16 protein-coding genes are annotated in these 23,493 nt (G+C 43.6%); 7 read left to right on the top strand and 9 right to left on the bottom strand.

Annotation, left to right across the window (positions count from 1 at the left end):
* Positions 1–101: 101 nt before the first annotated feature.
* A complete protein-coding gene (locus OCW38_RS18680; RefSeq protein WP_065099669.1) occupies positions 102–1,424 on the top strand; it encodes an efflux RND transporter periplasmic adaptor subunit in 1,323 nt (440 codons plus the stop codon).
* The gene (locus OCW38_RS18675; protein WP_065612459.1) at positions 1,411–4,488 is read left to right on the top strand and encodes an efflux RND transporter permease subunit; all 3,078 of its coding nucleotides are present in this window, start codon (positions 1,411–1,413) and stop codon (positions 4,486–4,488) included. The genes OCW38_RS18680 and OCW38_RS18675 overlap by 14 nt, the downstream gene beginning before the upstream one ends.
* 142 nt (positions 4,489–4,630) lie before the next feature.
* On the opposite strand, the gene OCW38_RS18670 is transcribed toward OCW38_RS18675, so the two are convergent.
* The 5 genes from OCW38_RS18670 to OCW38_RS18650 all read right to left on the bottom strand — a co-directional run bounded on the left by OCW38_RS18670 (position 4,631) and on the right by OCW38_RS18650 (position 9,831).
* Positions 4,631–5,542: a 2OG-Fe(II) oxygenase family protein gene (locus OCW38_RS18670; RefSeq protein WP_016793386.1), complete on the bottom strand. Its 912-nt coding sequence runs from the start codon at positions 5,540–5,542 to the stop codon at positions 4,631–4,633.
* 292 nt (positions 5,543–5,834) lie between these two features.
* Complete coding sequence (locus OCW38_RS18665; RefSeq protein WP_016793384.1) at positions 5,835–6,851, bottom strand: polysaccharide lyase family 7 protein; 1,017 nt, start codon at positions 6,849–6,851, stop codon at positions 5,835–5,837.
* Between the two features lie 191 nt (positions 6,852–7,042).
* The gene (locus OCW38_RS18660; RefSeq protein WP_010430032.1) at positions 7,043–7,795 is read right to left on the bottom strand and encodes a DUF481 domain-containing protein; all 753 of its coding nucleotides are present in this window, start codon (positions 7,793–7,795) and stop codon (positions 7,043–7,045) included.
* 191 nt (positions 7,796–7,986) lie between these two features.
* Positions 7,987–8,883: a hypothetical protein gene (locus tag OCW38_RS18655; RefSeq protein ID WP_010430029.1), complete on the bottom strand. Its 897-nt coding sequence runs from the start codon at positions 8,881–8,883 to the stop codon at positions 7,987–7,989.
* A 231-nt stretch (positions 8,884–9,114) separates the two neighbouring features.
* The gene (locus OCW38_RS18650) at positions 9,115–9,831 is read right to left on the bottom strand and encodes a GntR family transcriptional regulator (protein WP_010430026.1); all 717 of its coding nucleotides are present in this window, start codon (positions 9,829–9,831) and stop codon (positions 9,115–9,117) included.
* 317 nt (positions 9,832–10,148) lie between these two features.
* Here OCW38_RS18650 and mngA point away from each other — a divergent pair, with 317 nt between their 5' ends.
* The 4 genes from mngA (at position 10,149) to manA (ending at position 17,454) form a co-directional block, all read left to right on the top strand.
* Entirely contained in the window at positions 10,149–12,083 is a 1,935-nt protein-coding gene (mngA, locus tag OCW38_RS18645) for a PTS 2-O-a-mannosyl-D-glycerate transporter subunit IIABC (protein WP_010430022.1), read from the top strand.
* Positions 12,084–12,320: 237 nt separating this feature from the next.
* Entirely contained in the window at positions 12,321–14,990 is a 2,670-nt protein-coding gene (gene mngB / locus OCW38_RS18640; RefSeq protein WP_016768098.1) for a mannosylglycerate hydrolase, read from the top strand.
* 45 nt (positions 14,991–15,035) lie between these two features.
* Positions 15,036–16,268 (top strand): glycerate kinase, encoded by a 1,233-nt coding sequence (locus OCW38_RS18635; protein WP_016768097.1) that lies wholly within the window; start codon positions 15,036–15,038, stop codon positions 16,266–16,268.
* Positions 16,258–17,454, top strand: a complete 1,197-nt coding sequence (gene manA / locus OCW38_RS18630; RefSeq protein WP_010430016.1) for a mannose-6-phosphate isomerase, class I — start codon at positions 16,258–16,260, stop codon at positions 17,452–17,454. The genes OCW38_RS18635 and manA overlap by 11 nt, the downstream gene beginning before the upstream one ends.
* A gap of 149 nt (positions 17,455–17,603) precedes the next feature.
* On the opposite strand, the gene OCW38_RS18625 is transcribed toward manA, so the two are convergent.
* Both OCW38_RS18625 and OCW38_RS18620 read right to left on the bottom strand, forming a co-directional pair.
* Complete coding sequence (locus tag OCW38_RS18625; RefSeq protein ID WP_016768096.1) at positions 17,604–18,974, bottom strand: endonuclease/exonuclease/phosphatase family protein; 1,371 nt, start codon at positions 18,972–18,974, stop codon at positions 17,604–17,606.
* A gap of 277 nt (positions 18,975–19,251) precedes the next feature.
* On the bottom strand, positions 19,252–20,394 hold the full coding sequence (locus OCW38_RS18620; protein WP_010430014.1) for an acyl-CoA desaturase: 1,143 nt from the start codon (positions 20,392–20,394) through the stop codon (positions 19,252–19,254).
* A gap of 166 nt (positions 20,395–20,560) precedes the next feature.
* Here OCW38_RS18620 and OCW38_RS18615 point away from each other — a divergent pair, with 166 nt between their 5' ends.
* Positions 20,561–21,106: a GNAT family N-acetyltransferase gene (locus tag OCW38_RS18615; RefSeq protein WP_010430012.1), complete on the top strand. Its 546-nt coding sequence runs from the start codon at positions 20,561–20,563 to the stop codon at positions 21,104–21,106.
* Positions 21,107–21,252: 146 nt separating this feature from the next.
* On the opposite strand, the gene OCW38_RS18610 is transcribed toward OCW38_RS18615, so the two are convergent.
* Entirely contained in the window at positions 21,253–22,278 is a 1,026-nt protein-coding gene (locus OCW38_RS18610; protein WP_010430010.1) for a GGDEF domain-containing protein, read from the bottom strand.
* 253 nt (positions 22,279–22,531) lie between these two features.
* The gene (gene ylqF, locus OCW38_RS18605) at positions 22,532–23,467 is read right to left on the bottom strand and encodes a ribosome biogenesis GTPase YlqF (protein WP_010430008.1); all 936 of its coding nucleotides are present in this window, start codon (positions 23,465–23,467) and stop codon (positions 22,532–22,534) included.
* Positions 23,468–23,493: the final 26 nt, after the last annotated feature.

The raw sequence follows: 23,493 nt of genomic DNA, 5'->3' as shown, positions 1-23,493 counted from the left end.
GTTTTAGCATTATTTAAATAGCTGGAAGCTCATTAAGTAAGAAATAGCTGCTTAGAAAAACGTTTTAATTCAGACGAATTCAACGGTTATGGTTATTAAAAATGAAATTTACAAAGCTTAGTAAAACAATCTGTTTGGCACTGTTTGCCTTACATATCTCTCCATCGTTTGCCCAAGACTCAAACTTAATTCCTGTGACTATCGAAAAAGTTCACAAACAAGCATTCACTTCTTCAATCAACGAGGTTGGGAAAATCAGGGCAACGGATTCTGCTGCATTGACATTTAGTGCCTCCGACAAAATTCTTAATATCCATTTCAAAGATGGAGATCCAGTTAAAAAAGGCGAACTGATCGCCCAGTTGGACAATACCAAAGCGAAAGCCGATTTAGACAAAGCAAGAAGCTCTCTAGCGTTAGCAAAGTCGAAATTAAAGCGTGTACAAGAATTACTAAAGAAACAGCCTGACTCGATGTCTCAACAAGATGTGGAAGAACTGGGCGAACAGGCGAACCTAGCCGCAGCTGATTTCCGTCAGAAAGAAGCGCTGATGAATGACTATTTATTGGTAGCGCCATTTGATGGGCAGCTAACTAACTTCACTCACTCAGTGGGCAGTAAGATTGATAGCGCAACCGCGTTGGTCAGTTTGATCAAACTCGATCCTGTTGAAGTTCAGTATTCCATTGGACAGTCGGATTTGGGCAACGCAAAGCTTGGGCAGAATGTTTCCATCCAAGTTGATGCATTTGTTGATGAAGCGTTTTCTGGCGGGGTGGATTACATTGCGCCAGCGGTGGACGAAAGCTCAGGTCGTGTAGAGGTGCACGCGCACGTGACTAACCCAGAGCATCGCTTAGTTCCGGGTATGTTTGCCAAAGTAAGTCAGATGACCAGCGAAGATTCAACGCAGATGGTGGTTTCTCAAAACTCCGTTCAAGCCAAAGATACAGAGCGCTTTGTTTGGGTCGTGAATGGTGAAAAGATCGATCAACGCATTGTCGAATTAGGTGTGAATACTAACGATGGTTACGTTGTAGTAGAGAAAGGCTTGAAGCTTGGCGATAACGTCGTTGTGACGGGACAACAGAACCTCAAGAAAGCGTCGTTAGTTAAGGTCATGAACCCAAATGCTGAGCAGAAAACCGTTGAGCTAGTAACTGAACCGACAAGCAAAGAGAACGCTCAACAGATCGCTGAACCTAAAGTAGAAAAGACCGTAACGCAGGTGGATGAACCACATCCGATTGAACCCTCGGTTGATTGGACGGAAGCATCGAAAGGTGTAGACGAAGCGATCAAGGAAAACAGCGAGCAAGCAGAGACCCGTGCGACTGTTGAGGATTCATCGAGCGAAACTCACAGTAAGGACACACTAAGCAAGGAAGCTGTAACGAAGGAGAATCTGAATGAAGCTTCCTGAGATTTGTATTAAGCACCCTGTATTTGCATCAGTTCTGAGTATCGCAATTGTCTTATTTGGCCTACTGTCATTTCAAAAGCTCTCGATCCAATATTTCCCAGAACATAAAACACCGTCGGCGACTGTAACCGCGGCGATCAACGGCGCGAGCGCTGAGTTCATGTCACGCAATGTGGCAGATAAGCTTATTACCGCAGCAACGGGCCTCGACAGCGTGAAAACCATGACGACGGACTGTCAGGAGGGCACGTGTAATCTAAAAATCATCTTTGAAGATGACATTAATGATGTCGAATACACCAGCTTGATGAACAACCTGCGCAGCAGCGTCGAAGCGATTGGTGATTTCCCGCCGAGCATGACGGATAAGCCAACGGTCACGGATGACTCTTCTGACACCAGTATGCCGAGTAACATCATCACGTTTGTGAATACTGGCAAGATGTCTAAGCAAGATATGTACGACTACATTAGCCAGCAAGTCGTGCCTCAATTTAAGCATATTCAAGGTGTGGGTGGCATTTGGGGACCGTATGGTGGCAGCGAAAAAGCGGTGCGAGTTTGGTTGCAACCGGATCGCATGATGGCGCTCAATATGAGCGCATCAGACGTGGTAGGTACATTAAGTTCATACAATGCGACGTTTACAGCGGGTACCATCAAAGGTCAGGTAAGAGATTTCTCAATCAACCCAGTCAATCAAGTGACCAGTGTTGATGATGTACGAGACTTGGTGGTCCGTGTTGATGACGGCAAGATCATTCGTGTCGGCGATATTGCAGAAGTTAAAATGGGAGAAGAAAGCTTAACCCCGAGTATTCTTCGAGTCGATGACAACTTAGCAATGTCGATTCAGGTGTTACCGCTAAAAAGTGAAAACCCAGTCACAGTAGCGAATAAAGTTAAGAAACAAATCGATGTGATTCAGCCTCAGTTGCCAGAAGGCATTGAGATGAAGATGGTCTACAACCAAGCGAATTTCATTAAAGCTGCAATTGACGAAGGGTTTATGACTTTAGTTGAGGCGATTGTTCTGGTTTCAGCGGTTGTGGTTCTGTTCCTTGGCTCTTTTCGAGTCGCTTCTATCCCGATCATCACCATCCCAGTGTGTGTGATAGGCGTATTTGCCGTCATGCATTTACTTGGGTTTAGTATCAACGTACTGACGATTCTCGCTATCATTCTCGCCATTGGTTTGGTGGTTGATGATGCGATTGTTGTGGCTGAAAACTGCTACCGTCATATCGAAGAGGGTGAAACCCCATTCAACGCTGCAATTAAAGGGTGTCGAGAGATCGTCTTCCCGGTGATTGCGATGACGCTAACTTTGTCGGTTGTTTACTTACCAATTGGCTTGATGGCAGGCCTAACCGCCGATCTATTCAGGCAGTTTGCGTTCACGCTTGCAGCAGCGGTGATCATCTCTGGATTTGTGGCGTTAACGCTCTCACCAATGATGAGTGCTTACTTAATGAAGCCAGTATCAACTCCGGCGAAGTGGTATCAAAAGGTTGATGCGAAACTGAATGTGTTATCGGATTTATACACCAAAGAGCTAGGCAAATGGTTTGATCGTAAGGCTCTGATGAGTGGTATTGCTTTAGTGCTGATCGCTTTATCGGCCTTAGCGGTTTGGACAATGCCTCAAGTATTGCTTCCAACGGAAGATACCGGTTTTGTTGAGGTGACCTCTACACCACCAACAGGTGTTGGCCGTCAATACCATCTAGATAACAACGCGCAACTTAACAATGTGTTCAAAGGTGATAGTTCAGTAGAAGCGAATTTGTCGTATATCGAAGGTACACCGACCAATCACGTTCTTTTGAAACCTTGGGGTGAACGTGATCAGTCAGCGGATGAATTGGTAAACGAGTTTATCGCTAAGGCACAAAGCTCAGTCTCTGCCTACGGGATGTCTTTCAAGGTTCGCTCAGCAGATAACTTGAACATTGCAACCAACATGATCCTTCAACTGACGACGGTTAACCGTGATACCACTGTGTTGTCTGAAACCGCGAGCGAAGTCGTTAAGGCGATTGAGGATTACGAGGGCGTGACCAACATTAAGAACTCAATGCTGCGTGACCAGTTACGTTATGACTTGTCGATTGATCGCAATGCGATTGTATTGTCTGGTGTTGATTACGGTAACGTAACCAATGCGTTATCGACTTTCCTTGGTTCTGTTAAAGCCGCAGATTTGCAAGCGGACGACGGTTATACATACCCAATTCAAGTTCAAGTAAACCGAATCGATCTTGGTGATTTCAAGGTGCTCGATAAGTTGTATGTGGATTCACAGTCGGGTCAAAGGCTTCCTTTATCTCAGTTTGTATCAATCAAACAAGTGACATCGGAATCTAACTTCAAGACGTTCATGGGTAAAGACAGCGCTGAAATCACCGCGGACTTGATGCCCGGATATACGGCGAGCGACGTGAAGGCATACATTGATGACACGGTACCAAGCCTGTTGAAACCTGCTCAGAGCTACGAGTTCAATGGCGTAGTTAAAGATCTGGTTGATTCAACCGCGGGCGCACAAGTGCTGTTCGTATTGGCGTTGATTTTCATCTTCTTGATCTTGGCGGCGCAGTTTGAAAGCTTTGTTGACCCGATGATCATCTTGCTGACGGTTCCATTGTGTATTGTGGGCGCGATTTTGACGCTTTCGGTATTTGGTCAAAGCCTCAATATTTACTCGAAGATAGGATTGCTGACACTGGTTGGTCTCGTGACCAAACACGGTATTTTGCTGGTGGAGTTTGCCAACGAGAAACGTAAATCTGGCGCGAGTGCGAAAGAAGCGGCGATCAGCAGTGCGCGTTCAAGGTTACGTCCAATTTTGATGACCTCACTGACGATGATCCTCGGTTCATTGCCATTGGCATTGGCGGATGGCCCGGGTTCATTGGGTCGCATCAATATTGGTTTGGTGTTGGTCGGTGGCTTATCGGTCGGAACTTTCTTCTCATTGTTTTTAGTGCCTGTCGCGTATGTCGGTATGGCGAACCTAAAGCAAATGGATTTGTTGACTCGATTGAGAACTAAACCAGCCTAATCTGGCTAATCGATTACGATTAACGTAATTGAAGATACAAAAAAGCGTCCACCAATATTATGGTGGGCGCTTTGTTATTTACTGTATTAGCCGTCTGAATAAGCTAATCCTAATCGAACCGATTAAAACAGAGCGTACTTATCTAGAATGGAGCAAAGTTATCAGGCACAATCGTAGGGACAGTCCAACGCTGATGAGCGTCTACCGATTCCAACCCTGAGTTGTGCTGTGGAATCTGTCCACGGTCGCCATACAACCACAATACCAAGTTCGAACGTTCACCACTTGTTATCGGCAGTGCCGCATGGGCAACGTTTCCTCTATGAATCATAGCGACACCGGGTGTGAATGTCGTTTCGTTCATCTTACCCGTAGCAGGATCATAAAAGTTAAGTTCTGACCCTGAAAACTCTTCATCTGGCATATTTATATTAATGTTGAGCGTGACAGAAGACGCATCAGTATGCAGGCGTAAAGAGGTATCTTTGTTCGCTTGATACTGAATCGAGAACCCAAAAGTTTGCGTATCGTAACCCATGATTTCAGGGAACAATAAGCGAGCGATAGGGCGCATGTAACTGTCGAGTAAATCTCGGTAAAACGCTTGGAAACTTGGCGCGGCTAAATAACCTTCAGATCGGCTGTCTAACATTGCTCCACCACGGTTAAGCACTATGCCGTATGGTGGGCGCAGCGGGATTTGAGCGTTAGAGACCGCTTCCAAGTAATCACGCAACTCAGCGAGACGTTCAGCATCAAAGAACTGAAACTTAAACACCCCAGGAGAGATCTCTTCGAGTAAGTCTTTTACCGCGATTTCTTTCTCTGGATCTTGCCAAGCTTCTCTAACAGCTTCACGCAGGCGGGCATCTAACAGCGAATCGTCGAAACCCAATTGACTGCCTTCCGCGCTTGCTTCCCATTCTTTCCAAGCCTCGCTGAACAAGCCCTTATTGTTGTCCCAAAACTGTTGTACAGAAGGAGCTCGTTGAAGCATCGCTTCTCGTGTTGGTAAATCGATGGCACGTGCGCGCTCTAGTTGATTAGATAACATAATGTGTTCGCTCCTTTTGTTTGCTTGCAACCAATCTATTACACCAAGGTTTGTAGATAAACGGGCCGCTGGGCAAAACAGAATTAACGTTTTCTATATAATCAGCGTGAAGGAGGGGTTACTTTAAGAAGCTTTCAGTCCTTGCTTAGGCGAGGTCATTTGAACGCAAGTTTAACTTAGCGAGTTGCGATGTCGTGGGCGTATCAGTGATAAAACAGCGTATGGATGAGATACCCACACGCCGTTTTCAAGTATCAGTAGTGATTTTAGACACAACTGATGGGGTGACATTCTATCTATGATCAATATTGATCTTCGAAAAGCTAACCGAGAATACTTGACCAGCAAACTCTCTTGAAGGCTTTATTTGGGCGTAAAGACCGGCTTTAAAGTAGTACTCTTCCTTTAACCATGCTTTTGACAACGTAACCTTGTTACCATCACGATCTTCTGTTTCGATGCCCCAAGGTAAGAAGCGCTCTGATAATTCGTCATTAATGAGTGTTGAAAGGTAAATACCTTGCTCATCGAGGCGAATCGTGTAATCCCAATCCAGGTTTGCAGGTGCGACTCCTAGGTTGACACTGAATGGCTGACAGTCGCTACACATTTTGTTTCCTGGTAGAAATGAATCGTTCAGAACAACACGTACCGGCTTATTTTCACCATCCCACTGCAATTTCACTAGCGCTTGTTTAATGTCTTTACCATGAATTTGGCCGAGAACGACTTTTGGGTCACTGCCTGTCACGTCTTTATTCGGGAACTGATCAACGCTCACTGTCGCTTTAAGTTCATGTGTCCCTGTTACCGCCCAGTTTTGGTCTTTAGTGCTGCATCGATTTTCGGTATTGAACTTATACAATTCACGAAGTTCCGAACGAGCGTATTTTGTGTTTGCTGTAGTTGAAACTTGACCACCAAGATCAACGGTGAATTTTAGACGTTCTTCGCCATTAACAGACTCACGAGAGAACCAAGGAAGATGAGTGTCGTTGGTTAAGTACTCTTTACCATTACATTCTTGGGGAATGAGCTCGGCTGCGCTGCTACGGCCATTGTTGTAGTAATCGTCACCACTAACTGGAAGGGTGATTTTCCATTGCTCGATGTTCCAATTGCAATCTGTGCATGTTTTAAGCTCTGCTTGTTCGCTTTTAGCATTAGCTTCACAGCCAGCGAGTAATAATCCACTAGAGATAAACGCAGCAACTTTGAGGTATTTTAAAGGTTGTTGATAGTTGAACATAAAAATAATTTGTAATACAAAAGGTGAGCAAACTTTATCGATAAACCATGAGGTTTTCATTGGCTAAAGAGCGGTTTTACATTTTGTTGACAGAGCTTTGAGCTACCGATCCCAAAAACACATCTCAATACAATTTTTCTAGTTATGGAGCTAGAGCTAGAGTCAATGAGGTTGGTTTTCGTATACGGCTTAGTAATGATTCTCTGAACGATCATGCAAATCCTTTTGCATGTTCGATGGGGAAGCGTAATTTAGAAATCGTAGTTGAGGTTCATTGAGCTGTAGATTTCGGCGTTACTTTGGTCTGATGCGACAGTGGTGTTGTAGATGTATTCGGTATCAAAAGTCAGAGCTAAATTGCCCATCAATATGTTCTTTAGATAGCCTTTGAGGTTGTAATTGGTGTTCTCTTCACCGTAAGCCATGTTAGCCGTTGCCCCCATAGAAAACGTTTCTGTGATCGTCAAAGAGCCATCAACACTGGCATTCACGATCAGTTCATAGTTCTCTTTGTTCGGGAACTCTTCATCGGAGGATTGGCGTTGACTGATTCGGTAACCCGGACCAGCAGAGCCTTGAAGTTTGATTCTTTCAGTATCATAAAAGTGGCGACCCAATCCTGTAGCCGTTATAAATTGCTTACGATAAGTACCAAAGTGGTCGTGTTCAAAACGTGTTGTCGCGACCAAATAGGTGACTTCGTTCAAGTCATAGCTGATGCCATAGTTGGTGGTATAGCGATTGGTGCCGTCTTCATCGTTTTCAGCATCGGTATAGTAGGTATCAAACTGAACTCGTTGGCCCCAGTTCTCTTTTTTGTATCCAACAGAGATTCCAGAGTTGATCGACAAAGATGAGCTGGTGTTTTGTGAGTAGATAAACCCGAGTTTAGTCAGGGTTGTAAAAGGGGATGCTTGAGCTTCTTCTTGTAAGTCAGAACCTTCGCTTAATACGATGTCGCCCTCGAGTTCTACTTCTTCAACTTCTTCGGCAAATACGGGCATAGAGATAGCGATTAGAACTAAAGGTAGCTTTATTAAGGATCGTGTGTATGAAACTGTGTTGGTTAATGGGCGCGTTGTTTGTGAGATAGCGTGTGTCGACATAATGGTTTGGTATATAAGGTGATTGAACACGATGAACGCAAGGTTAGTCGTGAAGAGTCGTCAATGATTGAATCGAAAATGCGAGTGAGTTACGACGCAATAGGCAAAGGCGAAAAGATCGTTTTTATCGCTGAGAACCCATTACCTCGATGAGGATTAAAATCTTCAATGTGGACAAAGAATTCAAGTGTCTCAGAGGGTTTATCGTCTTCGATTAATAAGAACTCGAGTAGTCCTTGTTCTACATGGCATGAAACGATGGTTTCGCTCGATTGATCTGCTGAAATCTGTTCAACGTTGACCAAGACGCTCGTCTCGGGTAAGACATTGAAAGCATCTTGCGCACATTTAAGAATACAGCTGCACACGTACTCACGATATAAGGTATTGCTTTCATAAAGAGACATCGTTTCAAGCTTTACTTCGCCTTGGCACAATACCTTTTTTTCTTTAGGGATCACGTTGTGCTTATTAACCTGAATGTTGATTTCTAACAGGTGACCATTCTTATAGGTATTGAAGTTATGGTTAATCAGTTTGGTGTCGACCACCGCTACGTTCATCAGGTTTTGCTGAGCTTTAGAAAGGGCAGACAACTTTGCTTGGCTATCGTTATTCAAAACGCCTTTCGATAACTGATTACTTTTTACCCAGTAGCTGTAGTTCTGAACCCAATGTACAAATTCCGTTTTATATTGCTCTATGTCTTTTTCTGCTGCTCGCTCGACATTGCTTGTGAGGGTGTGAAACTTAGACTTGTTACCCAACAGAATATCTAGCCAGTATGGTTTGTATTCATCAAGCGCTTCTATGGCTTTGACTTTATGATCGAATCGAACTGTTGGCATTACTGGTGCAGGTTCTATCGCAATCGACTCCCAATTCATTTTTGGGGTCGGAATGGTATGCACGGATTGGATTAAGTGCAGGTGCTGGTTGAACAAGGTCACTTCACTTACAGCGTCCTCAAGTTGTTTGGTATTCATCTACATTCCTGTCGACTGTTGTTCTTGTCATTTGGCGCTTAGTTTATGTTCAAAGTGCGCGAACAGTATTTAAATGAACGTGAATGATCTTTCGTGAGGTTGCTTGATATTGGTTTAGGAATATTTTGGGGAGAAAGTTAGGTTTATGATTGAGATAACAGCACAGAAACACAGAGAACAAGGCGCTCTCTGTGTTGGTCATCTACTGTTATAGAAACTTGCTGATGAGTATTATCTCTGGCGTCTTGCGACCAAAGTAAATCTGTAATCGTTAGATGTGAAGTAGTTACGGCTGTACTCGAACACCGTGTTATTGGCGAGGTAACCTCGAGTACGTTTTTCAATGATAGGCTGAGTTGGGTCAATCCCTAACTGTTTAGCAACGTCTTCAGGCGGAAGAATCGGCACCAGTTCTTGCTCACTTCTATCAATCACCATGCCTTTGGTGTTCTCAATAAAGTCGTACTTTGATGTCTGCATCACTTGATAGGTGAGATCTGGGAATAGGGCAACAGGTAACCAAGTTTCTTCAACCGTGATTGGATTGTTGTCTATGAAGCGAACACGCTTTACGTAGAAAACTAATTCGCCTTCTTTAATATCTAGATGTTCAGACATCGCCAAAGAACAGGGCTTCATTTCAAAGGCTAGAACATCACTGTGTGTAACCACATCCAAATGCGCCCACTTTTCTTGAAAGCTCGACTGTTTGTAAATGTCGTAATTGATTTTGTTCTCTTTGACATAAGTGCCGCTGCCTTGAACGCTTTCGAGTTCATCATTTTCGATCAGGAGCTTGAGCGCTTGTCTAACCGTTACACGGCTTACAGAAAAAACTTCACGCAGTTGCGCTTCTGTTGGGAGTGCTTCTCCAACCTTATACTCACCAGAACTGATCTTTTCTCTTATTGCATCTGCGATTTGGCGATACATCGGGAGTCTTGCCATTTTTGCCTCGTTTGTGCGCTAGAACAACTAGACTTTGATTAACAACCTGTACCTTAAATACGTAAATTTGCTCTATATAAGCCTTGTTTTAAAGGTTAGTGTGAGCGTCGTATCGGCGTTTTGTAGTACATATAATACAAATTAAACGATACATAACAAGCTTTCTTAAAGGATTTACCAATACGATTTAAATACAAATTAAATACAAATATGTATTGGTGAGATCGTGATCACGGATTAAATGTCTTGAAGTTGTATTATCACTATCGTCGGCAGGGACGACTGTCGTACTAATCCGTGACTATGGGACAAAGGTTATGAAACTTACTACTCTAACGAATAAGTCGCTCGTAAATCTGCAAACTACGTTTAGCAGTCGAGAAGAAGCGATTTACGCACTTGCTGACCAACTGGATCAGCAAGGCAAACTGCATAACAAGCAAGAGTACCTTGATGCAGTATTTGCTCGTGAAGAGCAAGGCCCGACAGCGCTTGGCGAAGGCTTAGCAGTACCGCATGGTAAGGCTGACGCGGTTAAAGAAGCTGGCTTCGCTGTAGCAACTCTTAAAGAAGACATGAAATGGAAAGGCTTGGATGAAGACGAAGATGTAAATCTTATCTTCCTAATTGCGATTCCAAATGCAGAAGCGGGTTCTACCCACATGCATCTGCTTACTGCATTGACAACTACATTGGTTGATGACGATGTTCGCGAAGCTGTATTAAAAGCGACAACCGCTGAAGAAATCTTTGCGCTTCTTGATGGCGACAATCAACAAGAAGAAAAACAAGACAAATTAGATACAAATGCGCCGACAATTGTATGTGTTACTGCTTGCCCAGCAGGCATTGCTCACACCTATATGGCGGCTGAGTACCTAGAAAAAGCGGGAAAAAAGCTTGGCTACAAGGTTCATGTTGAAAAGCAGGGCGCAAACGGTATTGAAGATCGCTTAACTGCGGAACAACTTAACAATGCTGTGGCGTGTGTTTTTGCTGCTGAAGTTGCGATTAAAGAATCTGAGCGCTTTAACGGCATTCCTCGTGTTGAAACACCAGTTGCAGAACCGATTAAACACGGTGAGCGCATTCTTAATGAAGCGATTGAAGAGTCGAAAAAAGGTAATGGTGCAGAACGCACAGTGGCTACTGACAACAAGCCTAAAAAGTTGCCACTGAAAACTGAGCTTAAACAAGCACTGCTTTCTGGTATTTCTTACGCGGTTCCTCTTATCGTTGCTGGTGGTACTGTTCTTGCGGTTGCTGTTCTTATCGCACAAATTTTTGACCTGCAAGATCTTTACGCAACAAAAGATTCTTGGCTATGGATGTATCGCAAACTAGGTGGCGGCCTACTGGGTACATTGATGGTGCCAGTACTGGCGGCTTACACAGCTTATTCACTAGCAGACAAGCCCGCACTTGGCCCTGGTTTTGCCGCAGGTATTGCAGCAAACATCATTGGCTCTGGTTTCCTAGGCGGTGTTGTTGGTGGTTTGATTGCTGGTTATGTGATGCGTTGGGTAAAAGAGCATGTTCGCTTAGGTCCTGCGTTTAACGGATTCCTTACTTTCTACCTTTACCCTGTGATTGGTACTTTGGTAGCGGGTAGCTTGATGCTATTTGTTATCGGTAAACCGGTAGCGTTCCTAAACCAAGGTCTAACGGATTGGTTGAACGGTATGTCAGGCACCAATGCGCTGTTATTGGGTGCGATTCTTGGTCTGTTTGTGTCATTCGATTTAGGTGGTCCGGTAAACAAAGCCGCTTACGCATTCTGTTTAGGTGCGATGGCGAACGGTGTTTATGGCCCTTACGCAATCTTTGGTTCAGTAAAAATGGTATCGGCGTTCACTGTAACGGCTTCAACCATGATTGCTCCACGCCTATTCAAAGACTTTGAGATTGAAACCGGTAAATCGACATGGCTACTTGGCCTTGCGGGTATTACCGAAGGTGCAATCCCAATGGCGATTGAAGATCCAATCCGTGTAATCGGCTCATTCTTACTAGGATCAGTGGTTACAGGTGCGATGGTTGGCGCGGCAGGTATTGGTCTATCGACTCCGGGTGCAGGTATCTTCTCTATCTTCTTGTTACACGATTCAGGTTTGGGCGCATTCTCTGCTGCTGCAATCTGGTTCGGTGCTGCGATTGTCGGCACAGTGATTTCAACTGTTACTCTTCTGATGTGGCGTGGTCACGCTGTAAAAAAGGGTAAGTTTGAAGCAAGTACTGCAACACAGAACTAACTGAATTTTGAGCTAGCTTCTAGCTCGCAATTAAAACACCGTATAAAAAATAACGAACAACTTGGCTGTCCTAAATGCCTGTGCTCCTAACGGTTTTATTCACACAGATTCTGGGCGTGGTTTTCTGCACCCTAAATTTAGTGGCAGCCAATTTTAACCCCTTGAAAAACTTTAATTTAGTCGTGTTTGGGTTCGAACTTTAGTTTTACTCGAAGCGACACATTTAGGTAAATGATTATGACTACATCACGCGTACACATTACTCCTCACATGCACTGGGATCGTGAATGGTATTTCACAACAGAAGAGTCTCGTATTCTTCTTGTGAACAACATGGAAGAAATCATGAACCGTCTGGAGAGCGATCCAGAATACAAATATTACGTTCTAGATGGTCAAACCGCCGTTCTAGAAGATTACTTTGCAATCAAACCAGAAAACACAGAGCGCGTAAAAGCATTGGTTGAAGCGGGCAAGTTAATTATTGGCCCTTGGTATTCTCAAACCGACACAATGCAAGTTTCTGGTGAGTCAATTGTACGTAACATGATGTATGGTATTCGTGACTGCATGAAGTTTGGCGATGCAATGAAGATTGGTTACCTACCAGATTCATTCAGCATGAGCTCACAGCTGCCAATGATCTACAACGGCTTCGACATCACGCGTGCAATGTTCTGGCGTGGTTGTTCAGAGCGTCATGGCACAAACAAAACAGAATTCTTATGGCAGTCTAATGACGGCAGTGAAGTGGTGGCACAAGTGCTTCCGCTAGGTTACGCGATTGGTAAATACCTTCCACAAGACGAAGAAGGCTTGCGTGCTCGTTTAGATAAGTACTTCCCAGTGCTAGAAAAGCCATCGGTGACTAAAGATATCTTGCTACCGAACGGCCACGATCAAATGCCGATTCAAAAAGATATCTTTGAAGTAATGGACAAGCTTCGCGAAATCTACCCAGATCGCGAGTTCTCAATGAGTCGCTTTGAAGAAGTATTCGAGAAAGTAGAAGCAGCGCGCGACCAACTCGACACAATCAAAGGCGAATTCAACGACGGTAAATACATGCGTGTTCACCGCACGATTTCGTCAACACGTATGGACATCAAACTGATCCATGCGGAAATCGAAAACAAGATTGTAAACATCCTAGAACCTCTAGCGTCTATCGCTTGGACATTAGGTTTCGAATATCACCACGGTTTGATTGAGAAAATGTGGAAAGAGAGCATGAAGAACCATGCTCATGACTCTATTGGTTGCTGTTGTTCAGACAAGGTACACGCTGAAATCCTAAACCGTTACATCCTTGCGGACGACATGGCGACAAACCTAATCCACTTCTATAAACGTAAAATCGTTGACCATATGCCGGATCGCGAAGGTTGCGACAAACTGGCGATGTTTAACCTTTCTCCGTATGAGCGTGAAGAAGTGGTGAACACAACCATCACTATCCGTGCTCAAGAATTTTCTATCTTTGATGAAAACGAAAACCCAGTTGAATACTTCATCCAAGACAAGCGCCAAATCGACCCAGGTAAAGTAGATCGTCAAATCGTTCACTACGGCAACTACGACCCTTTCATGGAGTTTGATATTCAAATCAAACGCACTGTGCCAGCGATGGGTTTCACCACGTTACACATCCAAGGTAATGAGAAGGGCGCAGTTAAAGTCGCAGAGCAGAAAGACTACTTGCTAGAGAACGAATACTACCGAATTAATGTAAACGACAACGGTACTCTGACTATTTTCGATAAAGAGACAGAGCAAGTATTCGACCAAGCACTTCGTTTAGAAGATGGTTCTGATGACGGCGATGAGTACGATTACTCTCCATCTCGTCAAGAGTGGCTGTTGTACTCTGATGAATTCCCGGTAGAAACATCAATTGACCACCAAGGTTTCCAATCGGTAGCAAACATCGCTTTCCGCATGAACGTGCCAGCAAACCTTACAGAGCGTGAAGAACGCACGGGTCAAAATGGATTCGTTGAAGCGCAATGCCAAGTGGTATTGAAGCAAGGTTCTCGCCGCATCGAAGTCCGTATGGAATTGGACAACCAAGCCGACGACCACCGTGTACGTGTATTAGTACCTACGCCATTTATTTCTGAAACTGTGGTAGCAGATAACCAGTTCGGTTGTATTACTCGACCAACCAATGACCCTGCAATGGCGGTTTGGGAAGAAGAGAAGTGGAAAGAAGCACCGGTTCCTGTGTATCAGTTAATGAACTTTGCTGCGCTAGAAAACGGCAAAGCGGGTATGGCTATTATGTCGAATGGTCTGCGTGAATTTGAAGTGATTGCATCTAAAGGTGACGAAAATAGAGATACCTTCGCACTGACACTATTCCGTGGTATTGGCGTGTTGGGTAAAGAAGAGCTATTGCTTCGTCCGGGGCGTCCTTCTGGTATCAAGATCCCGACCCCAGATTCACAAGTGCGCGGCAAGTTAGTGTGTAAATTCACACTGTGTGGCTTCTCGGGTAACCACATTGACGCGAACATCATGGCGCAAGCACGTGACAATGTCACTCAAATCGAATGCTACAACAAGATCCCTTACAACGCGATGAAGCTGAATGTGGGCGAACAAAACCTACCAATGAGCTTCAGCTTGCTATCGAAGCAACAAGCAGGTGCGGTATTAAGTGTGCTTAAGAAAGCTGAAGACGAAGATGCGTTGATCATGCGTGTCTACAACCCAGCAGAAAGTGGTTCAGTATCTGACTCAATCTCTTTCACTCAAGCGGTTTCAAGCTGGAAAGAGACAAGTATGGACGAGCGCGTTCGTGAAGGTGATGTAGCAATTGAAACCTTTGGTGACTTGTCTTTTGGCGAATTATCTTTTGGTGAATTGGCATCTTGCCAAGCGAAAACACTCCAAATCAAATTCTAATTTCAATGACCCGCTCACCTTAGTGGGCGGGAATGGTGAACGACAATGAAAATTGTAATTGCCCCCGATTCATTTAAAGAATCACTCGACGCCCATCAAGTAGCGTCTTGTATTGAGCGCGGATTTGCTGACGTTTTCCCTCACGCAGAGTTTGTGAAAATGCCACTCGCCGATGGTGGAGAAGGCACCGTAGATGTGTTGTTAGCGGCGCTCAATGGCAAGAAGCAGCAGTTGCTAACGACGGATCCAATCGGACGGCATTGCTCGGCTTACTGGGCATCTTTAGAACAGACAGTTGATGGCGACAACGTAAAAACTGCTTTGGTGGAATTTGCTCAAGCATCGGGTTTAGACCGATTAACAGTAGAAGAAAGAGCACCGCTAATCGCATCTTCGTTTGGTACCGGGTTATTGATCAAAGATGCATTAGATCAAGGTGTTGAACAAATCATCATTGGTCTGGGCGGCAGCGCAACTAATGACGCGGGTGCTGGCATCTTACAAGCGTTGGGAGGCAAGTTATTCGACAAAAAAGGCAACGAGCTATCTGGTGGCGGCGCCGAGTTAAGCCAGTTAGCAAGCATCGATCTTGATGGACTGCACCCTAGATGCAAAGAAGTGACGTTCGTGGTCGCATGTGATGTGAATAATCCACTGTGTGGCGAAAGCGGAGCAAGTGCCGTGTTTGGTCCACAAAAAGGGGCTTCACAAGCTCAAGTTGAACAACTTGATACTGCGATCGATCACTTTGCCGATATCGCTCAAACACATACGGGTACTAATCACTGCGACACCGCTGGTTTTGGTGCGGCTGGCGGTACACCTTTGGGGTTAAGTCTGGCATTCAATATCCAAATTAAAGCGGGTATTGAGATGGTACTAGATGCTTTGGATGCAGATAAGGTTCTTGAAGGTGCTTCATTGGTCGTGACCGGAGAGGGACAGATGGACAACCAAACCCTGCAAGGTAAAACTCCTTTTGGTATAGCTCAGCGCGCTCAAAAACTGAATATTCCAACCATTGGTATTGCAGGCTCTTTGGGTAAAGAGGTTGAAAAGCTTTACGGCTCAATGTCTAGCTTGTTTGGAACCGTACGTTCTCCTCAGTCTTTGTCTCAAGTGCTTGGTGAATCGGAACAAAACCTGATTCGTACCTCTCGAAACGTCGCAGCGACTCTGCAATTAGGCCAACAAATTTTATCTACTCCAACGCCCATGCAAAGTAAAGGCGATCAGTTAGCAATAAAAGACAACAGTGAGAATTACTATGCAAACTAATCTATTCAAGCTTGATAACGTTATTCAAAACTATGTTTGGGGCAGCCAAGTGGCGATGAATGATCTGTTTGGTATCGAAAATCCAAACAACGAGCCACAAGCTGAAATTTGGATGGGTGCTCACCCAAATGGTTGCTCAAAAATTGCTGAGAATGGCGAATTGCTTTCTGATTTGATCAAGAAAGATCCTATCTCAGTGTTGGGTGATTACACCGTTCAGCGCTTTGGTAATCTTCCTTACTTGTTCAAAGTTTTGGCAGCAGATAAAGCACTGTCGGTACAGGTTCACCCTCGTAGAGATAAAGCACAGATTGGCTTCTCAAAAGAGAATGACTTAGGTATTGAATTAGGTGCTTCGAACCGAAACTACCGCGACGACAACCATAAGCCAGAGTTGGTTTACGCGCTGACTTTCTACAAAGCGATGAACGGATTCAGACCTGTTGCAGAAATTATTTCTTTATTTGAACAGGCGAACATTGTAACGCTTAACGAAGATCTAGACGCGCTTAAAGCTCTCCCAACATCCCAAGGTTTGAAACAGTTCTTTACTGTGGTGATGAGCCTTTCTGGAGAAAAGAAAACAACCGCGTTAAACGAGCTAAAAATCGCAATGGAACAACGTCCACGCACAGCAAAAGCACGTGAAGCCTTTGATCTGATTAAGAGCTTCGTTGACGAATATTCAGATGACATCGGCTTGTTCTCACCATTGATTCTTAACGTGATCGAGTTAGAGCCGGGTGAGGCGATGTTCTTGCATGCTGAGACGCCACACGCGTATGTACAAGGCACTGGCTTAGAGATCATGGCGAACTCAGATAACGTACTTCGCGCGGGTTTAACACCTAAGCACATGGATGTGGTTGAGCTGATTGATAACACCAAATTTGAGTCTATCAATCATGAAGACTTACGTTTGGCGCCGACTAAAATGGACGGTAAGTTAGGTTACGCAATCCCAGTCGACGACTTTGGTTTTGAAGTACTTGAGTGTGTTGAAGGAGAAAGCCGTTCGCAGTTTGTTCGAAGTGCAGAAATCTTATTCTGCATGACAGGTGAAGTATCAATTATGTGCGGAGAGAAAGCCGTGAAATTGAAAGCCGGTGAGTCTGCGTTCGTTTGCCACAGCGCAACCAGTTACCAATATCAAGGGAGCGGCACATTGGCTCGTGCGTTTAATTAGTCCCCCCGACATTAGCGCATTAATGTAACGCTTTATTGGTAAATCTCAGAGTTTATGTTCTCTGATTTGCCCATAGGTTCTCTGACCTATGGGCTTTTTTGTTGCTAGTTAAAATCGAGTAATGATTTTAGCTTAGGGGTGGTACGCAGCTACTTTGAAAAGCCTACTTTTACCCAGATCATACGGTGGTCAGATGAAACATCTTTACCGTTACCATAATCACCAATTCGTGAGTCATTGAATAACTGACGTCCTTCTTCATATGAAGCTGACCAATAAACACCAGATTCAATAATACTTAATGTGGCTGATGGAAGAGCGTAATCAACCGCAAGTCCAAATGTTGAAGTGATACGGTTTGGTTGTGGGTGAGATGACGATTTATCCACGGCATGTTCAGCTGCACCATAACTGGTCGGGTATAAATGACCATTGGTGACTTCTTGATTAACCAGTGCATCGTTGTGCAAGTCTTGCATTACAGAACTAATACCGTCTCCATCTACTGGGTCTAGGTTTTGATCACCCATCATGACAAAGTGCTTGCCTTGTTCTAGGCCTCCCGTTTTTCCAGAATCATCATAGATGAACGATTTATTTTGAATGTATTGGTGCCAGAAGTCGACTTCTGCTGCGTTTTGCTCAATGTTCTTACCCACATCAAAAGCCGGAGGAGTAGGGTGAGACATCAGCAAGTGAACGGTTTCTGTCCCGTTTTTAGTTGGAATTAGGATCGGTGCATCAACGTGGTTTTTTGATGATAGACGAACTTCTTCCCACTCAGCAGTTGTGTACCACTCTTCGCCACAACCCATACCGACAGGGAACTTACTAGGATCATCACACACTGTGATTATTGGGATGGTTGAACCTTCAAGATCTTTCCATTTAAATTCTTGAAATGTACGAGTGTTTGCCGTGTCGATTTCGTATTTAGACATCAAAGCAAACGCGTATTGACCATGGTAGAAACCGAAACCCCACGCATCTCCGGGTAGTGTCCCAGGAGTACCATCATTGTCTAAATCAAAGCCAAATTCGTTCAATAAGCCGGTGTTGGTTGAGTAGCTTTCAAAGTATGGGTATGAGATTGGCTCTAGGTTAGCATCGCCGCCTGCACCTTCAATACTTTGAGCGACAGAAAGGTAGTTTTTCTGGAAGCCTTCTAGCGCCGATTTGTCGGTGCCAGTACCGTCATTGTTAAACTCAGCCATCATAAGTACGTCAGGACGATTCTTTTGAATCACGGCTGCTACATTACGGATCTGAATCACTTTGGCCGCTGTCTCTTTGTCTGCAGCACCAATCGTGTTATCCAAATAATCGGATACTAGCGTTGCCTGAACACTTGGTTCGATTTGCATTTCTGTTACAAGAGCTTCAAAGGTTGTTCGGTCAAAAGACAGGTTGTAAGTTGCGATTTTGACTTCTTCAGGTTGAACATAATCAGTGTCGCTGCTGCAACCAATTAAAAGAGCTGAAGAAATGGCGAAAGCGATAGATGTTTTTAACAATTTCATAAAATGGATCCGCTAATTGCATGAAAGAATTGTGGGATGCAAATGTTATGGAATGAATATCGTTCTGTAAGTGATAGCTGTCACAATGAAAGTTGATGATCGACATGGTGTTGCATTGAAAGTGTGATATTTGGAACTAACCTTTGTTATTTTAGTAAAGACAAAAATTTCATATATTTAATTAGAAGCGTAAATTAAAAAGCCCTCATAGTAATATGAGGGCTCTTGAGTTAGAACTAAACAACGTTGTTATTGGGGTGTTAAGCGTATTGTTTTACTAAGCATATTGCTCCACTGTCATTGCCCAATTTCTCTTTTGTTGTTCAAAATTCATTTTGATCTGCTGGTATCGAACTTTAAGTACTGAATGCTCGTACTTTTTCACGACGTCTTCACGTTTGCTTTCAAGTAGCTGCTTTTTAACTTCATAGTACTCATTCATATTTGATACAAGTGCATCGAACTCTTCCTGAAGCTTGTCTGCTATTTGTTGCTTGTCGGCACGGTGCATGATCTTTTGCTGCGTGCGTTTCAATAGCATTGATGCTTCCGCTTTTTCAATACGAGCTTGAGGCGTTTTCTTAAGTTTACTTGCTAGACCCATCAATGAAGCGCTTTTAATCAACCATTTAGTGGGATCGTATTGCCACCAGTAAATGCCGTTACGGTAGTCGTTTTCAAAGATATGATGGAAGTTATGGTAGCCTTCTCCAAAAGTAAGAACCGCTAACACACCGTTATCACGTGCTGTATTTTTATCTGTGAAAGGTTGGCTACCCCAGATATGAGCAAGTGAGTTAATAAAGAAGGTTGTGTGATGGTTAAGCACTAAGCGTACCGCACCCACTATTAACAACATGCCAATCACATCGCCGTAAATCACACCTAATGCGATAGGGACTCCAAAGTTCATGAGAAGAGCAAGTAACACGTAGTGCTTATGTTGCCACATCACGATTTTATCTTTTTTAAGGTCACGACAGTTTTCGTAATCGGTGTACATCGCAGTGTTGTAGTTCCGAATCATCCAACCGATGTGTGAGTACCAAAAACCGCGCTTGGCTGAATAAGGGTCTTTGTCGTTATTGTCGACATGTTTGTGGTGCACACGGTGATCAGAAGACCAATGCAGTGCGCTATTTTGGAGAGCAAATGCACCACCCAAGGCAAATAGAAACCTGAGGCTTGAATGCGCTTCAAACGCTTTATGTGACCAGAGGCGGTGGTAACCTGTAGTGATTGACAGATTGCAGAAAGTAAAACAGATCGCTAGCCATATCCAGTGCTCCATACCATAGCCAAAAAAGTAGCCATAAATGGGAGCTGCGACAACAGCAAGCAGCATACTAAAAGAGAATACAAAAATATTGAGCCAGATTAATGGCGGCTTTTTTGTTGATGATTTGTCGGCACTATTCATTAGCAAATTTCCATTGGGCTTACATCTGTACGCTAGAATATCAGCGTACACGTGTAAGTCAATATTGAAAGTGTAAACGTGTATTAGTATGTTTTGCTTAAATATTGTATAAAGGTAGTATGAAATGTAGTAGCAAGTCAGAAATGGAAGTACTAAGGGCTAATAAATGGAAATTAAGGTAGCTGAATATAAAGATTATGAGCGGATTGCCCAATTACATGCGGATAGCTGGAAGCTATATTACCGTGGGATTCTCGCTGATGATTACTTGGAAAATGATGTTTTGGAGGACAGATCTGTTATTTGGCAGACTCGTTTGATTAATCCTCCTTTTAACCAACATGTATTATTGCTTGAAGAGGGTGGTTTACTGGTTGGTTTTGTCTGTGCGTTTGGCAATCACAACTTTGAGCGTGGTACGTTCATTGATGCTTTACATGTGGATAATGCCTATCGTGGCCGTGGTGTAGGCAAGCGCTTGTTGTCTGAACTATCTAAGTGGTTGCAACAATATTATTCGGATTCGGGACTTTATCTAGAAGTGATGTCTGAAAATCACCAAGCTATTGCTTTTTATCAAGCGATTGGTGGAAAAGAAGAACTGGAACAGGTTTGGAATGCACCATGTGGAAGTCAAGTGACCGAGAAAGTAATCTCTTGGGAATCTCCCGTAGAACTTGAGCAGAAGACAGCGAGTGCTGTGTATTCTTAGTCGCTTCTCGTTGTGAAATTGTTCCTTACTAAATAATAAAGTTCAACCAAAGCTCCTTTAAAGCTTAAGAATAAAAATAAAAGCCCCGAGCATTAGATTGTTCGGGGCTTTTTTGATTAGGGTAGATGTTTCTAATGATTGTGCGTTTAGTCGCACCAAGTGATCTGGTTTCTACCGTTTTTCTTCGAAATGTATAGCGCTTGATCGGCGTCGTTGATGAGTTGCTCAACAGACCCAAGAGCTTGAGGCGAATGTTTCACACCAATTGAGATGGTAACTTCCAATCTAAGGTCAGAGGGCGACTCTAAAAGAGAACCAACTAATGATCTGATTGAGGCTTCGGTTTCGCCTTGCACCATGATCAAGAACTCTTCACCGCCATACCTAAAACAGTTACTGCTGCTCGGTAGTCTTTGTTTAATCTCGTTCGCCAATTCTTTGATAACCATATCACCCATTTGATGTCCGTAAGTGTCGTTAATCGACTTGAAATGGTCTATATCGATCATGATTGATGTAATGGATAACTGACGGTTAATACTGGGTTCTATGACTTGATGAAGATATAGACGGTTATAACAACCTGTTAGCGCATCTCTATATGAAAGCGCTTCGTATTGGCTAGATTGTTTACGCAGTTGGATGGCTTGTTTTCGCAGTTGTTCCGATTGAATAAAGCGTTTATGTACTTCAAAATCTCGTCTTAAGCACGCCGCCGCTATAAGGATGTAGGCGGATATGTAAACAGAAATCGTTTCAATTTCATGGTTAGGTTCAGCCGCGTACAGATAAGGGGATAAACCAATAATGTAGCTTAAAAATATGAAGGTGAGCGCGGTTATACTGTAACTCGCTGACAACCTTGAGAAGGTTCCGACATAGATCATCACAATGATGATGCCACCTTGGTAATCAAAATCCCCAAGCTCAATAGCGAAACGACCAACATAAACTAGAAATAGAGCACTGATTATTAAGAAAGCCGCTTCTAATTGTTGTAACGAGCTGGGCTTGTATTTAATGCAGTAAGATGCAGTAAACCACATGGCAATAACGATTATGGCTCTTAGTAGAGCTGGGATGATACATTCAGCACCGAAGTGTATGAAATCGGTGATCATAAACGCAAAAAATATTGTGATTGGAATGTAGATGGATTTTACGTACGGCAAATAAATTTCATTATCGAAATAGGTTTTAAATCTCTGATTTTTGAACCCAGAATAAGCGCGCATTAAGAAGTTAGCCGAAATTGATACACAATAATTTGCGTAGTATGTCACAGTGTTTCAGATTGTAAACGGCAGTTTCTATTGATTCGTCAGTATGTTAGCTAGATCAAAAAACGTAGAGCGAAAACATTCACGTTCTACTGAAATAGAACGTGAATAGCTTAGCGGCAGGAGTAAAAGTGAAGAACAGCGATTAGCGTTTGTTTTTTAAGTAACGCTTACGACGTTCTTCTTTCTTCTTAATTTGTTGTTCTGCTTTTAGCGCAGCCGCAGCTTCAACTTCGATCAGCTCTTTTGTGATCATTTCTGGCAGCTCAAGCGTTACTTTACCTAAAGTGCCGCTACGAAGTTCGTGAAGTAAGATTTCAGAACATTTATGAATATCGATATGACCACCAGCTCGAAGTGCTCCACGCTTGCGACCAATCGCTTCCATTAATTCAATGTCAGACTCTGGTAGCTCTTCAATTTGGTAGCGTTCTTTAAGTAGGTTAGGGTACTGTTTCGCTAAGTATTCAACTGTATAAAAAGCAACTTCGTCGTATTCCATTGCTGTGTCTTTAACTGCACCAGTTGCTGCTAGGCGAAAACCACTATGTGGGTTTTCCACTTTAGGCCAAAGGATTCCAGGAGTATCAGAAAGGATTACGCCATTTTGTAGGTTGATACGTTGTTGGCGACGAGTTACTGCCGGTTGGTTACCCGTTACCGCAATTGTACGCCCAGCTAAGCAGTTGATGATGGTCGACTTACCTACATTTGGGATACCCATAATCATAGTTCGGATGTTTTTGCCCATCTGTTCACGGTGAGGTGCTAGCTTACGCACTAGCTCCATTACGTGATTTACTTCTTCTTTTACGCTAGTGGTAATTGCAATCGCTTTAACGCCTTGTTCTTTCTCAAAGTGCTCAATCCAAAGTTGAGTGAGTTCCGGATCGGCAAGGTCGCGTTTGTTTAAGACTTTGACACAAGGCTTATCGCCGCGCAGTGAAGAGATCATTGGGTTTTCGCTACTGAACGGAATACGAGCGTCCAATACTTCGATGATCACATCAACCTGTGGGATAACTTCTTCGATTTCTTTGCGGGCTTTATGCATGTGACCCGGAAACCATTGAATAGACATAGAGATAAACCTTGATAAATATATTT

The organism is Vibrio cyclitrophicus (assembly GCF_024347435.1).
Taxonomy (GTDB): domain Bacteria; phylum Pseudomonadota; class Gammaproteobacteria; order Enterobacterales; family Vibrionaceae; genus Vibrio; species Vibrio cyclitrophicus.
The sequence above is the reverse complement of the archived record's forward strand: the minus strand, read 5'-3'. Positions and strand labels throughout refer to the sequence as shown.